The sequence below is a fragment of the Xenorhabdus poinarii G6 genome (assembly GCF_000968175.1).
GTDB classification, from domain to species: domain Bacteria; phylum Pseudomonadota; class Gammaproteobacteria; order Enterobacterales; family Enterobacteriaceae; genus Xenorhabdus; species Xenorhabdus poinarii.
In genome coordinates this window covers 797411-810927 of sequence record NZ_FO704551.1, presented here as the reverse complement: position 1 = coordinate 810927, position 13517 = coordinate 797411, and the positions used below count along the sequence as shown (strand labels likewise).

Here is a 13517-nt window from a genome sequence, read left to right as displayed (position 1 = left end):
ACGTGTTTAGCACACTGCCATTAATGAAATCAGGGTCGTTAATTAGACAGTGTCAGGAACTTCGGAAATTGACTGACCACGACTTTGATATGGTTCATCGCCTTAATCAGCGCCTGTTTTTCCTCCTGAGTAAAATGATTGAGTTCACTATCGTGGCGAGAACGGGGAATATTGGCTAAATAGAAAATGGCGGATAATGCTCGTCTATTCTCTTCATAATAGTGATCCCTTTTATCACGCATATCAGCCAAAAAACGGTTCAACTCCTTTTCATTGTCACCCCAGTACGTCGCTCTAATCCTCGACAGGTGGTTCAATCCTTCCAGCCGTTGACCGAGGTTCATCTGGGCAAACTTTTCTTTCTCCGTATTCGCCATGTTTTCCCTCAACATTTTCTCACCAAACGATCCCCCAACCGTATCAGGCTCTTTTCAATAGCCCGCCCCATTTCAACGTGTTCTTCCCTCAGAGATTACTGAAAGAGGTCAATATCAGGCATAAAGATTGAAATCTGGGCGTTCATGATGCAATATCTCTCAATGGTTTTCAGCCTAACCAATCTGGGTCCACAAAAGATCTCATAACGAGATCTTTTGTGGGATACTAATATCTCTTATCTGTACTGTCAATGAAAAATACCAATATTGAGATCAAAATGGGAGCCGATAGTGGGGGAAGACCTGCTATTGAACGTCTTGTCCGCGCCTATGGATTCAAATCACGTCAGGCCCTCAGTGACCATTTAGGCGTTTCCAAAAGCACGATGGCAAACCGCTACCTTCGTGATAGCTTTCCAGCGGATTGGATCATCCAGTGTAATCTCGAAACGGGCGCTTCACTCTTGTGGTTAAGCACGGGTCAGGGAGACATGTATCCAGAGGGAGAAAACGGCAAAAAAACGGAACGATTGGAAGATATTATTGCCCCATCCATCCCACGCGTAAAATTAGCCGGCGGTAAGCTCAATGAAGCCAGCCCGGTGATTTTAGACAGTGAATTGATCCCAAATGGACTCCAGAATCCACTGATTATTGATGATCATACTTCGTGGTATCTGCTGGATACGCAGGAGGATAGTATTCAAGATGGCTTATGGCTGGTGGATATTGAGGGCATGCACAGTATCAAAAAGATCGCCAAAATCCCAATCAGTAAGATTCGGGTTAGTGATAATGACGTTACTTTCGATTGTGCCATCAGTGATATCCAATTTATCGGCCGCGTCGTGCTGGTCATATCCAGACAATAGCACTCCGGCATACCTTCATCATTGAACAAAATCTGCATGTCAGCAGCAATATAAAACGGCCGGAAAATAGGGGGATTTTCCGGCCGTTTTATTTTATAAACGATGATCAAATGCTATTTTTTGCCTTTGATTTTTCGCCCTGATTGTCTCTTTCTCTGATAGAAACAATCCGCTCGCCTTCTGATTTTTTCTTATTCTCAACCTGTTCAGACTGGCCAACAAACAACCCGCCACGTCGAATTGACATACTCGCGCTACGGCTAATGCCCCGTAATTCGCCATGCTCAAGAATATCTAATGTTTCTGCACAGCATGTCCCTTCAACGTGACCATCGATAATAATTTCAGGGGCATTAAGTTCACCTTCCACTTTACCGGCATGCATAATACGAATAGCTCCGCCTTTGACGCGAATATTGCCGATGACTTTACCCCAGATCTGAATATCCCCTTCCATTTCTATATCCCCCTTGAAGACTGAATTTTTCGCCACAATGGTATTGGGACGAATTTCAGCTTCAGGGAGTTTTTTCTCTTCAGGTTTCACACCGATAGTGGGTATCACCGGGCTGGCAGCCGGTACTTCTACTGTTTTTTTTCCAAACATAGCATTGATTCTCAAGTTCATATTCGTAAAGTAAAACACTAAGGCTAAAAAAGATAAAATTGCTGTTATGGCACAACTCAGCGGGGAGCCATAGAGATAGAGCCCCAGCGCAATACTCCAAAGGAGCCATATGCCGTATAAAAAAGCATGATCTGAAAAACGATACTTTTGCATATTTTTCTCGTTTTTGTAGTTTTCCTTATATTTCATCAGCAAATAAATCTACGCCCTAGCAGGTAATAGAAAACGGGCTGTGAACACGATCGACCATTGTACAAGTATAAAAAACAATCTACCACGCTATAACAGAGGCATTTATCGCGTTGTTACACGGATACATCATCCATTTTGGTGTAATTCTCTGAATTGGCATTGGATTATCTCATATTGATGAATACCATAAAACCCTGCAGGATAAATTGAGTTTTCTATTTTGAGATACACAAATCTGATAAGCCCACAACCTTAAAAAAAACACACAAAACATTAACAATTTTCTATCCAATGAAGCCCTGCTGAACGTATTTAAAACCGAGTGTGCGATTACCCGATTATTTAATCTTTTTTTGTTAACTTTTCATTTCAATATCAGAATGTATTCGTGGACCTTTTCTCAGTGATCCTTCAATCATCATATATCAATGCGCCCCATTAAATCATATCGATTCAAAACCGTTCATTAACGTTTTTTTGAAAAAATAAATAATCTAAAAAATCAAAATATTAATGAAAAATATTTCAAGCATGACACATCAATATTTATAAACAGTTTTAATATTCACAAGCCATTTAAAAGATACATTATTTTCAATCAAAAAAATTGATAATAAACCCGATATCAAAACAAAAAAATTCATTTAGTCCTAACACTACGCTCTATTTATCGATATAATACAACCGTGATTTAATTGATGTCATGCATGAACTTTCAATACTTTTTTAACTGAAAATCGGTGTTATCAAGGTAACCCAGGGATCATAGCGGGGTTTTTTCCTCACTCATTAATTAATAAAACAAATACAACATGCACTCATCAAAAAAACAATGACTCATGATAGGGAAAATTAGGCGTATAAAATGAAAAGGACGATGGGCTTAAATGAAAAAAATATTTTTACGTTCCAATTAATCATGCCGGATTTCAATATCCTGGAACATAAACAAAGAGGGCTATATATTTTACTCGACGGGGAAATGGTATGGAAAGATGGTATCAACACTTATCACATGACATCCAATGAGATCCTGTTTACCCACCCGGGAAGTTATGCCGCCAAAACCAATACTGCAGGTTGTCAGGTATTATGGTTGCCCTTGCATATGGAGTTTTTACGCCGTTTTTTAACGCGTTTTGGGCCGTTATTAAGCCAGATAGAACGGCAGGAGTTTCCTGCTCACCGGCTGATCCCGTTTAATCAATTTCCCTTGCTGGCAGAAAGCATTCGGGGGTTAGCCAACTTACTGGCACACGATTATCCGCCGGCATTGATTCAATTAAGGGTCGAAGAGTTATTATTGCTGCTTTCCTTGGGTAAACAGGGATCATTGTTAATGTCTGTTCTGCGGAAATTAAGCAACCGTCAGGTGGAACGCCTGCAAATATTTATGGAGGCACATTATCTCAAAGAATGGCGGTTAAACCATTTTGCCCGTGAATTTGGTATGGGGCTGACGTCCTTTAAAGAGCTGTTTAACAGCGTCTATGGCACTTCACCCAAAGCCTGGATCAGTGAACAACGTCTCCTTTACGCTCATCAATTATTACTGAATAGTGAAATGAGTATTGCCGATATTTCATTGGAATCGGGTTTTTCCAGTCAATCTTATTTCACTCAAAGCTATCGCCGACGCTTTGGTTGTACGCCGAACCGAGCCAGATACGGCAAAGATGAATGATTCATTTCACAAAGACGGCTTGATGAATGACCCCCGGTCACATCGTTATCGATGTGACCGGGGTGAATGCGCGCAGACTGCAAAGTTGGCAATCGCATCAATACACATTAATGCGATTCACTGGCTTTCTTTTTACTCTCTGCACTGTAAAAGATTTTACCTAATTGAATTCGTTCACGCCCCGTCGCCAGACGATGGCGGTTGGTATCCCGGAGAGAATAAATACAACCACAGTATTCCTGCTGATAGAACTCTTCACGTTTGCTGATTTCGATCATGCGGGCAGATCCGCCGCCCTTACGCCAGTTATATTCCCAGTACATTAAATCAGGATAGCGAGAAGCGGCGCGAACACCACATTCATTGATCTGCTGCATATTTTTCCAGCGAGAAATCCCCAGTGAACTGGTTATGACCGGAAAACCGTGTTCATGCGCATATAACGCGGTTCGTTCAAAACGCATATCAAAACACATGGTGCAACGAATGCCGCGTTCAGGTTCATTTTCCATCCCTTTCGCACGTTCAAACCAATTATCACGATCGTAATCGGCATCAATAAAAGGAATTCCCATCTGCTCTGCAAAACGAATATTTTCATCTTTTCGCAATTCGTATTCTTTCAGTGGATGAATATTCGGGTTATAGAAGAATATTGTAAAATCAATGCCTGAAGCTAACATAGCTTCCATCACTTCCCCAGAACAGGGTGCACAACATGAATGTAATAGCACTTTCTGGTGCCCATTCGGCAGTGGAAGCGGGTTACGCTTATCATTCAATGACATCATATTTTTTTACCTGATTCAGACAATAAAAAAATCAGGAAGGGGGCAAATGCTCCTTCCTGTGTTTATTGGGTAGGCATCTTACCTTTTTCTACAACATAGAGACAATCTTTGCAAAAGCAGCCTTTAAAAACAATCAGCTGTCCTGAACTTCCGGCAGAACCTGTCCACCATCGACAACGAGGGTTTGCCCGGTAATATATTTCGCTTCATCGGACGCCAAAAAACACGCGGCATAGCCAATATCTTCAGGTGTCCCTAAGGTGCGCATTGGCGTACTCTTTTTGATATGACTGAGGAACTCATCACCAAATGCCGTTAAGCCTTCGGTCATGATCATGCCCGGCATAACGGCGTTAATGGTAATCCCCTGCCCGGCGTATTCCAAAGCGGCACTGCGCATAAATCCCAGTTGCCCTGCTTTACTGGCACCATAGTGGCTGTAGCCGGGCATACCGGTTATCTCTCCAGTGATGGATGAGGTGAGAATGACACGGCCATAATGCTGTTTTTCCATCACATTCAGCGCAGCCTGCACCAGAAAAAATGTTCCTTTCAGATTCACGCTATGCACTAAATCCCAGTCTTCTGCGCGCATTTCCTTGAGATAATGCTGTGGAAAAATACCGGCATTAGAACAAAGAATATCGAGCCTGCCATACTTTTCGGCAATCTTATCCACCGCGTTTTGACATGCCTGCTGATCCGTCACATCCAAAGAGATAAAATCAACATCCAACGCTTTGGCTACCTGTTCCCCGCTCGTTTTATCAGTACCTGCAATAATGGTTACCGCACCTGCCTGCTTAAATACGTGGGCGATACCTTTGCCAATACCTTTCGTTCCGCCTGAAATAAAAGCAATTTTTCCCGCTAAATTAAACATGGCTTTTCCTTTTGTATTTGTGGATGGCATTTTTTATGACGTTAAAAAAATGTTTTAATTTATTTTCAATTTGTTATCTTTTCAAGGGCCATTAATAAAATCTTTGCGTTAAAAAATATAAAATTATCGCTATACCAAAACAGCCTCGCTGAAATAGACCTGACATTGCTTATTTTCCTATCAGCGATTATTTTACTTAGAGAAATAACGCTGTTCTTAAACAACAAAATAACATGAGGTGAAGAATATGATTCTCGATAATTCATTTTTGAATGAATATACCGGTACGGCTTTATCACCCATTTTGTTTCTCAAACGGGCGGTATTAAGCAATGCCAATGATATCGCCATTATTGATGGAAAACAGCGTTGGACCTGGCGCCAATATGCCGATCGCTGTGAAAGAGTTGCGGTCTCACTCCAGCAAATGGGGGTGACTAAAGGAAGTGTAGTTTCAGCGCTTTTAGCCAATACTCACGAATTACTCGAATTACACTTTGCCGTCCCGTTGGCGGGGGGCATTCTCAATGCTTTGAGTACCCGAACAGATGCTGCGACATTAAATTTTATTTTTGAAAAGCTCAGCCCCAAAATATTATTTATTGATAGCAGTTATCTTTCACTATTAAATCATGTTTCTTTTACCCATCCCGTCAAAATCATTATTGTCGATGAGCATCATTCAACGAACCCCCACCCCTCTGCCGAAGATGAATTAATACCTTATGAATCTCTAATCAGCGAATATGCCACAAAAACGCTATCATTTATCCCCATTGACGAACAAGAAGCGATAACGATCAATTCGACGTCAGGGACAAGCGGACAACCTAAACTGATCGTTTATTCTCACCGTGGCGCATTTTTAAATGCGATCTCCAATATTCTGGATTGGGACATGCCCAAACAACCTACCTTCTTATGGCTGCTGCCTATGTTTCACTGTAATGGCTGGTGTTTCCCGTGGGCGATTGCCGCGCGAGCCGGTACACATGTCTGCATCAAGAAATTTGATGCCGAAGACGCCATCCAACTGATGCAGGAATATAACGTCACTCACTATTGTGGCGCACCGATTGTTCATCATGCGGTAGGTAAGGCCGCGCAGAAACAGGGGAAACATTTTGGCGGGTGCGTTTATGGTCTTATAGCTGGCGCACCGCCGACTGAAATGGCGTTTTCACTGATGGATGAGGTGGGTATTCATATCACCCAAGTTTATGGACTGACGGAAACGTATGGGCCGGTCGTGATTTGCGAAAATAAGCCTGAATGGCAAGCACTGCCAAAATCCGAAAGAATTTTGAAGAAGATGCGTCAGGGTATTGTGTCCAATTTACAGGGACAAGTTAGCGTGATGGATGAAAATAACCAGCAAGAAGTGCCTTTTGATGGCAAAACCGTTGGTGAAATTGCGATTCGCGGTAATATCGTGGCGGCCTATGATCCTGTACGCCACCTCATACCGGCGATCACCAACGAATGGTTTTACACCGGGGATCTTGCCGTCGTCGATCCTGATGGCTATATCAGAATCATTGACAGAAAAAAAGATATCATTATTTCTGGGGGTGAGAATATTTCCAGCCTTGAGCTTGAGAATGTCCTCTCCAGTTACCCCGGTGTGTTGGCTGTCGCCATCATTGCAAAGCCCGATCCCTATTGGGGTGAAGTTCCTTATGCCTTTATTGAACTCGATGAAGGTGCCTCAGTCACGGAACACGCCTTAAATGATTACATTTGTACGCTAGTCGCACGATATAAACGGCCAAAAGGGTATACCTTTTTAACCTTACCCCGGAATGCCAATGGCAAAGTGATCAAAGATGAACTGAGGAAAATATTTAAAAACAGATAACAAAAAATAAGATTAGCGCTTTGATGGTGAACCAGGGAAATAAATACCGTAATCGGCCAACTTCCCCATATGACAAAACATGGCACCGGCGGCGTCAATCAGGGACATCGCAAGGGCGGCGCCGCTGCCTTCCCCAAGACGCAAATCTAAATGCAGATAGGGCTGCAAATTGAGATGCTGTAATGCCAGCGCCGCCCCTTTTTCTGCCGACATATGGGACGGAATACAATAATCCCGCGCAACAGGGGATATCTGACACGCGGCCAATGCAGCGGCATAAGACAAGAAACCATCAAGTACAACAGGCACCCCCGCCGCGGCTGCCCCCAGGATCACGCCAGTCATGCCGACCAGTTCGAATCCGCCCACTTTTGCCAACACATCCATAGCATCGGTGTTCTCCGGCTGATTAATAGCAATGGCCTGCCGTACAATCGACTGTTTATGTTGCAATTGTTCAATAGGCAGATTCGCGCCCAATCCGACCACATCATCGGGATCACACCCGGTCAGAAGCGTGATAACCGCCGCCGCCGCTGTAGTATTGGCTACCCCTACCTCCCCGATACCAACGACGGATATGCCTGCCGCAATACGCTGTTGCACCAATTGAGCACTCGCCAGCAACAAGATTTCAGCGTGTTCGCCATCCATCGCAGCACCGCGGGCAATGTTGCCGCACCCACGAGCCAGTTTAAGGGACAACATGTGTTCAATAGGATCACAATCAATGCCAATATCCACGGGCAAAACATGCGTCCCACTGTTTTTTGCCAGCGCACACACCCCGGTTAACCCGTTCAGCATATTGCGAGCCTGTATGAGTGTCGTTTTTTTAGGTGAAATGGCAACACCTTCGTCATACACGCCATGATCGGCACACATGACAATGATCTCTTTTTGCAGATTTTGCAGACTTGAAAGCCCTGACATGCCAGCTAATTGTATTGCCAAGGTTTCAAGACGCCCCAGACTCCCCAATGGTTTGAGCAGGCTGTCAATATGCTGCGCCGCTTTTTCCATCTTGCCCTGATCCAAGGGCCGAATCGCATCGATTAATGCGGGTAACGTAATCGATGACGGTTGCATAAATTGTCGTTTCATAAATCGTTGTCTCTGTTCATCTGGCCAGCAGCTGCCGGGTTCTCTATTTCCAAATCATCGTTAACAAAAACACCACTTCTCCCACTTCGATAGCCGCCCCCAAAGTATCGCCGGTTTGCCCGCCAAGATGATAACTGAAATAAAACGCCAGCCCATAGACGACAAACAATGACATCATCATGGCCGACAGTGCATTCCAGTTTCCCAGGGTGAGCACTAATACAATGCCCACCAATAACGTCAGCATGGTTGTCGACGGCGTCATGCGCCCGATATAGCTGCTTCCCATACCTTCGCTGTCACGGGCATAACGTTGCTCATACATTAAAAGGACGACGGCTGTTCGCCCGACAATCGGGGCACACGTCAACAACGCAAGCAAGTAAAGGGGAGAATGATAGGATAATTCAACAACAGCGAAGAGTTTGCTGACAATACAGAAAATTAACGCGATACCACCATACGTGCCGAGCCGGCTATCACGCATGATCGCCAGCTTCTTTTCGCGCTGACGGGAGGAAAAAATCCCATCACACGTATCTGCCAGCCCGTCCAGATGTAGCCCACCGGTCAAAAAAGCCAAAACCAGCACATAACCCATCGCGCCGGTATACATTCCTCCCCCCGACAGACTGACAGACAGTGACACCAGCCCCGCCAAAGCGCCAATCATCATGCCAATCAGTGGAAAATAAGGAACGCCCCGCCAATATTGACGAAAATCGACACCGTCTGCCCATTTTTCCGGGATCGGCAGCCGTGTCATAAATTGTAATGTGGCCCAAAAAAGACGTGGTTTCACTTAATCTTTACTCCAATGCCTGAAACCATCAACCAAACTTCTTTCGCTGCCTGTGCCAATTTTTGGTTAGCACGCCCGGCAATATCAACAAAATGGCGCGCCAATCGATTTTCAGGGATGACACCCATTCCCAATTCATTGCTCACCAAATACACGGGTTTTGGACACACCAAGCTGGCCTCAATGACGTCATCAAGCTGATGCTGGATGAACACCTCCAATGATGCAAAATCCAGTTCATCGGCGGAAACCCCTTCCGCTAAGTCAAACAATAAGTTGGCAATGAATGTGGTCACACATTCAAGTATCACCCCCTCTTGCTCTTGACGATACCGGCGGATCACCGCGCCTAAATCCTGATGACCTTCCCAAGTCCGCCAATGCGCGGGACGCGTTTGTTTGTGGCGCTCAATTCGAGCGGCCATCTCCTCATCAGTGGCCTGTGCCGTCGCAATATAGAGCACCTGTTCACACTGTTTAGCCAGCAAACGTTCGGCATAGCGACTTTTGCCGCTACGAGCTCCCCCGGTGACCAAAATCATGGTATGACCTCATTGTGTAACGTGTTATCTCGCCAGACATCATGACATCATGCGCTATTTTAGCTTAATTTTTCTTCATCAATTTGTGATAAGACATGATTTATATTCATTGATGATGTGATAAATCTGCCTGATATCCAGATGTTCACACAGACGGGCGGGCAAACGCATCTTGATCAAACAAACCATGCAGGTAGCTTCCGATCACCAAACCATCCTAAATGATCGCACCATCAAACCAGGTTTTTTCCTCACCATTGTGGAGATGCATGTTGGCAAAGGGAATGGGCTGAATCATTTGTTTTTCACACTATCTTGTCAGTGGCTAGAGTTTCCCCTAGCCTAATAAAAAATCGAATAATGACTTCCATATGAATATGATTAACATCAATAAGTTAAAGCGTTAATTTGATATTTTTGTGCTTTTTTAATGGCGTGCTATATGATGGCTGTCACGATAGAAATTGCTTGCAGATATATGTCAATCATTTGTTGACGGGGGATGGCATTTTTAATTAGACGCATCATATCTTTCGTCTAAAAATGAGGCAATATACCCCATATATGAATCAACCGATAAAAATATATTTAATGGCTGCAATAACGACTGCAATCCCTATAGTGACGATCAATTTTTTCAGCCAATCCAAATCATTTTTAATGGCTACCAGATCAGCTTTTAGATTATTTTCAGTTTGTTTTAAATCCTCTTTTGTAGCCACACTCACATTCTGCAAATCTGCAATGATTTCTACAATTTTCTCAGCTTGGGCTTCATCCATACCCGATTCTTTCAGAGATTTAATCGCGTTATGTGTGTTCATTGTGATGACAGCCATTTTTTCGTCCTTTTGGGTTGATAGACTACTGATTATCAGATACCTATTTATTGAACACAACAATAACACCAAAAGGGCTTGTTTGCATTTTTTTTATACAAACCTAAAACCGTTATTATAGCATTTAGACGAACGTTATTATCGCCTGGCCGTGCGCAGTGTGTGGGAAAACCAACACCTGATCGCCGCCATGCAACACATTTTTGCCTATCGCTGACGCGTCCTACTGAGAACGTCGGTAAGGAAGAGGATTGGCAGAGAAAAGAAGTTCAATCGGGGATCGTGTCTGAAAATGCAAAAAAGCGGTGCCAGTAACACCGCTCCAATCGGTACAGAACAGATTATTTTTTGTCTGCTGCGATACGCTCACGAAGATGTTGAGCTCGCTCTTGTGAAGGTGGGTGTGAATCGAACATACTGCTTTCACCACTACCCACTTTTGCCAGCTTCTCGAAACTGGTCACTAAACCGCCAGTATTGATATTGCGTTTTTTCAACAAATCATAAGAGAAATCATCAGCCTCACTTTCCTGATGCTGAGAGAACTGCGAATGGATCAGTTTTTCACCCATCGCTGCCAGCTGAGAATCGCTTAGCTGTGCGGCTACACCACCGGCTGATGCCACTGCGGTACGTGCAGCAACGGTCGCATAAGCAACCTGAATGGCTTTACGGGTGTGACCCAGCGCAACGTGACCCATTTCATGACCCAGGACGCCTTCGACTTCATTGTCATTCATCATGTCCATCAGGCCGCTGTATACACGCACACAACCGTTAGCCATAGCCCATGCGTTCACATCATTAGTCAGATAAACTTTATAGTTAACTTGCGTACCGTTAACTTCGCTCCCTAATGCTTTGGCGATTTTTTTCAGACGCTTCGCGTATTGGCTGGAAGCTGGTGCAACTTTATTTTGTGCATCCATATTCTTACATGATTGTTCAGATAACTGTTTAACATCAGCATCATTTAGCGTCGCCGCTTTGAATAATTGCATTCCAGAGCTGACCAGCATTCCCTGATCCATATTCTTACAACCTGTCAAAATTACAGCAGAAATGGCCACTGCAACAAGGGCTTTCATTCTCATAACGTTGTTTTTTCCTTTGCAATATATGCAACTATACTATTCTAAGCGTATTAAAAGACGGTGAATTTTGCTAAAAATAACAAGCGGAGTAAATACCAATCGTTGTGATTATGTGAATTTAATAACATTTAAAATAAAATTATTAAATCACAAGCAAAATAATCTGGCTTAAATTCACTTAACCAAATCACTTTTCGTTTATTTAAATAAATTTCTAGAAATTCGGCATCCCTTTTTTACGTCTCGCACACAATTGTGCGTTAATCAATCCCGGCACGTTGGTAAAGGAATAACATGACGTTAATTCAGATCGTATTAGAAAACGAAGAACGCCCCAGAATTTACCGATAATGTTAAAAGGAAGCCGCCAATGGGATGATTAAACAGCACGATACCGTCCCACAAGCGATTGAAGCCTTAGGAATCTTAACAACGCATCATCTGACAACTGAAATGGCGAAAAAAGGCGAGCGCCGTCTTTACAAGAGAACGGCGGTAAGATGATAGTACCAGCCTCCTAACCCAATACTGCCGATTAAGAGACTGGCTATCACAACCACAAGCTTAAAAAACAGACTATGATTACCCTGGTGTGGGCGAGTGAAATTATTATTAAAAATAATGAAAATAATTTGCCTTTATCTTTATAAAGGGAGACTTGCCTCCCTCATCGGCTACTCAAGCAAATTATAAATTTTACCTTATGTTTTGACAGGGCAATTAATACACCAGACAAATATTAAAATCAACAAATAAAAACACAAATGTTGATTTTAATGGTGAATTAATCTGTTGAAATTGATCGAAATAGCAACAAAAAACCGGCGAAATTAAGATAATTAACTGATATAAAATGAAATATTCACTTAATCATACTATATCTGCTCTGTGACTGCTCCCCGCCGTAAAGAGGGTTTACGGCGGATTTTGCTAATCCCAGTAGTAAGCCCAAGTCAGGTGACCTCAATCAAATCGACAAAACCATATCAACGGGCTTGGCTAACGCTAGCCTACTGAATCGATAGAAAATAGCTTATATTTTCTTCCCATACCCAAACCGCGCTTCGATAATATCGCCAATCACCCTCAAGTGATCCCCATTTTCATCATGCAATACGTTGATATGAAACTGCTGCTGTGTTGGATCAAAATATAATTTTGGATTGTTATTCTGGTAATGCCCCCTTTTGATGATTAATAAATCACCGGCATCATATTGTTCTGAAAAATCATTCTCAAGTAAAACGGCGACAATATTAGCGCCTGTACCAAAATAATAAGTCAGTTGTCTCTCCATCATAAGAGCACCTATCTTACTGTCAAAAAAGGCTGGAATAATGCATTCAGATTGCATAAATATCGGAACAGCACTTGGATTCATGTTGCCTTCATAAGCGACAACCCTATCCAGGCGCTCTTTTTCTGCGATGTCCGTTGCTTCTATTTCGCCATAAGATACACCAAAGAAATGAGAGACTTTCTGTATAGTGGAAAAGTGAACGCGTTGCACCCTGCCATCTAAGATATTATAGAGGGTTGTACGGTTAAGCCCGGTTTGATCACAAAGTGATACTCTTGTTTCTCCCCTGGAATTCAGCAAGTACTGCAAATTTTTTCTCAGGTGTTCCATTTTTTGTTTCTTATACATACTAACGCCCAGAAAAATAACTCACTAATTTACATGACCTTCCAGATTAAACACTTTTTATAAATACAATAAAGGGTGAAAAACACTCTTGCCATAAAACAGAAAAAGTGATAGCAAAAACATTTATGATTGAATCATTTAATTACTTAACAAAATTATTTTTTATGGAAAATATTCACTTAATAATATATATTCCAATAAAA

General features: G+C 42.8%; 13 protein-coding genes. 3 read left to right on the top strand and 10 right to left on the bottom strand.

The genetic code is table 11. The features are described 5' to 3' along the window. Positions 1-38: 38 nt before the first annotated feature. Positions 39-377, bottom strand: coding sequence for a DUF5347 family protein (locus tag XPG1_RS03575; protein WP_045957866.1), 339 nt, complete (start codon positions 375-377; stop codon positions 39-41). A gap of 251 nt (positions 378-628) precedes the next feature. Between XPG1_RS03575 and XPG1_RS03570 the strand changes: the two genes are divergently transcribed. Then, positions 629-1249, top strand: coding sequence for a phage repressor protein CI (locus XPG1_RS03570; protein ID WP_045957865.1), 621 nt, complete (start codon positions 629-631; stop codon positions 1247-1249). 106 nt (positions 1250-1355) lie between these two features. Here XPG1_RS03570 and XPG1_RS03565 read toward each other — a convergent pair whose 3' ends face one another. Next, positions 1356-1856 (bottom strand): bactofilin family protein, encoded by a 501-nt coding sequence (locus XPG1_RS03565; protein ID WP_045960372.1) that lies wholly within the window; start codon positions 1854-1856, stop codon positions 1356-1358. Between the two features lie 1078 nt (positions 1857-2934). Here XPG1_RS03565 and XPG1_RS03560 point away from each other — a divergent pair. Continuing rightward, positions 2935-3753: a helix-turn-helix transcriptional regulator gene (locus tag XPG1_RS03560; protein WP_045957864.1), complete on the top strand. Its 819-nt coding sequence runs from the start codon at positions 2935-2937 to the stop codon at positions 3751-3753. 107 nt (positions 3754-3860) lie between these two features. On the opposite strand, the gene XPG1_RS03555 is transcribed toward XPG1_RS03560, so the two are convergent. Both XPG1_RS03555 and fabG read right to left on the bottom strand, forming a co-directional pair. Beyond that, positions 3861-4541: an epoxyqueuosine reductase QueH gene (locus tag XPG1_RS03555; RefSeq protein ID WP_045960370.1), complete on the bottom strand. Its 681-nt coding sequence runs from the start codon at positions 4539-4541 to the stop codon at positions 3861-3863. Positions 4542-4677: 136 nt separating this feature from the next. Continuing rightward, positions 4678-5427: a 3-oxoacyl-ACP reductase FabG gene (gene fabG / locus XPG1_RS03550; RefSeq protein WP_045957863.1), complete on the bottom strand. Its 750-nt coding sequence runs from the start codon at positions 5425-5427 to the stop codon at positions 4678-4680. A gap of 247 nt (positions 5428-5674) precedes the next feature. Between fabG and XPG1_RS03545 the strand changes: the two genes are divergently transcribed. Next, complete coding sequence (locus tag XPG1_RS03545; protein ID WP_045957862.1) at positions 5675-7285, top strand: AMP-binding protein; 1611 nt, start codon at positions 5675-5677, stop codon at positions 7283-7285. Positions 7286-7297: 12 nt separating this feature from the next. Here XPG1_RS03545 and cobT read toward each other — a convergent pair whose 3' ends face one another. The 6 genes from cobT to XPG1_RS03515 all read right to left on the bottom strand — a co-directional run bounded on the left by cobT (position 7298) and on the right by XPG1_RS03515 (position 13314). After that, on the bottom strand, positions 7298-8389 hold the full coding sequence (gene cobT / locus XPG1_RS03540; protein ID WP_231853044.1) for a nicotinate-nucleotide--dimethylbenzimidazole phosphoribosyltransferase: 1092 nt from the start codon (positions 8387-8389) through the stop codon (positions 7298-7300). Positions 8390-8432: 43 nt separating this feature from the next. Then, a complete protein-coding gene (gene cobS, locus XPG1_RS03535) occupies positions 8433-9191 on the bottom strand; it encodes an adenosylcobinamide-GDP ribazoletransferase (RefSeq protein WP_071825309.1) in 759 nt (252 codons plus the stop codon). Continuing rightward, positions 9188-9733: a bifunctional adenosylcobinamide kinase/adenosylcobinamide-phosphate guanylyltransferase gene (cobU, locus tag XPG1_RS03530; protein WP_045957861.1), complete on the bottom strand. Its 546-nt coding sequence runs from the start codon at positions 9731-9733 to the stop codon at positions 9188-9190. The genes cobS and cobU overlap by 4 nt, the downstream gene beginning before the upstream one ends. A 569-nt stretch (positions 9734-10302) precedes the next feature. Further along, complete coding sequence (locus XPG1_RS03525; protein ID WP_045957860.1) at positions 10303-10572, bottom strand: CCDC90 family protein; 270 nt, start codon at positions 10570-10572, stop codon at positions 10303-10305. Positions 10573-10913: 341 nt separating this feature from the next. Next, positions 10914-11666, bottom strand: a complete 753-nt coding sequence (loiP, locus tag XPG1_RS03520) for a metalloprotease LoiP (RefSeq protein WP_045957859.1) — start codon at positions 11664-11666, stop codon at positions 10914-10916. A gap of 1033 nt (positions 11667-12699) precedes the next feature. Beyond that, positions 12700-13314, bottom strand: a complete 615-nt coding sequence (locus XPG1_RS03515) for a helix-turn-helix domain-containing protein (protein WP_045957858.1) — start codon at positions 13312-13314, stop codon at positions 12700-12702. Positions 13315-13517 lie beyond the last annotated feature (203 nt).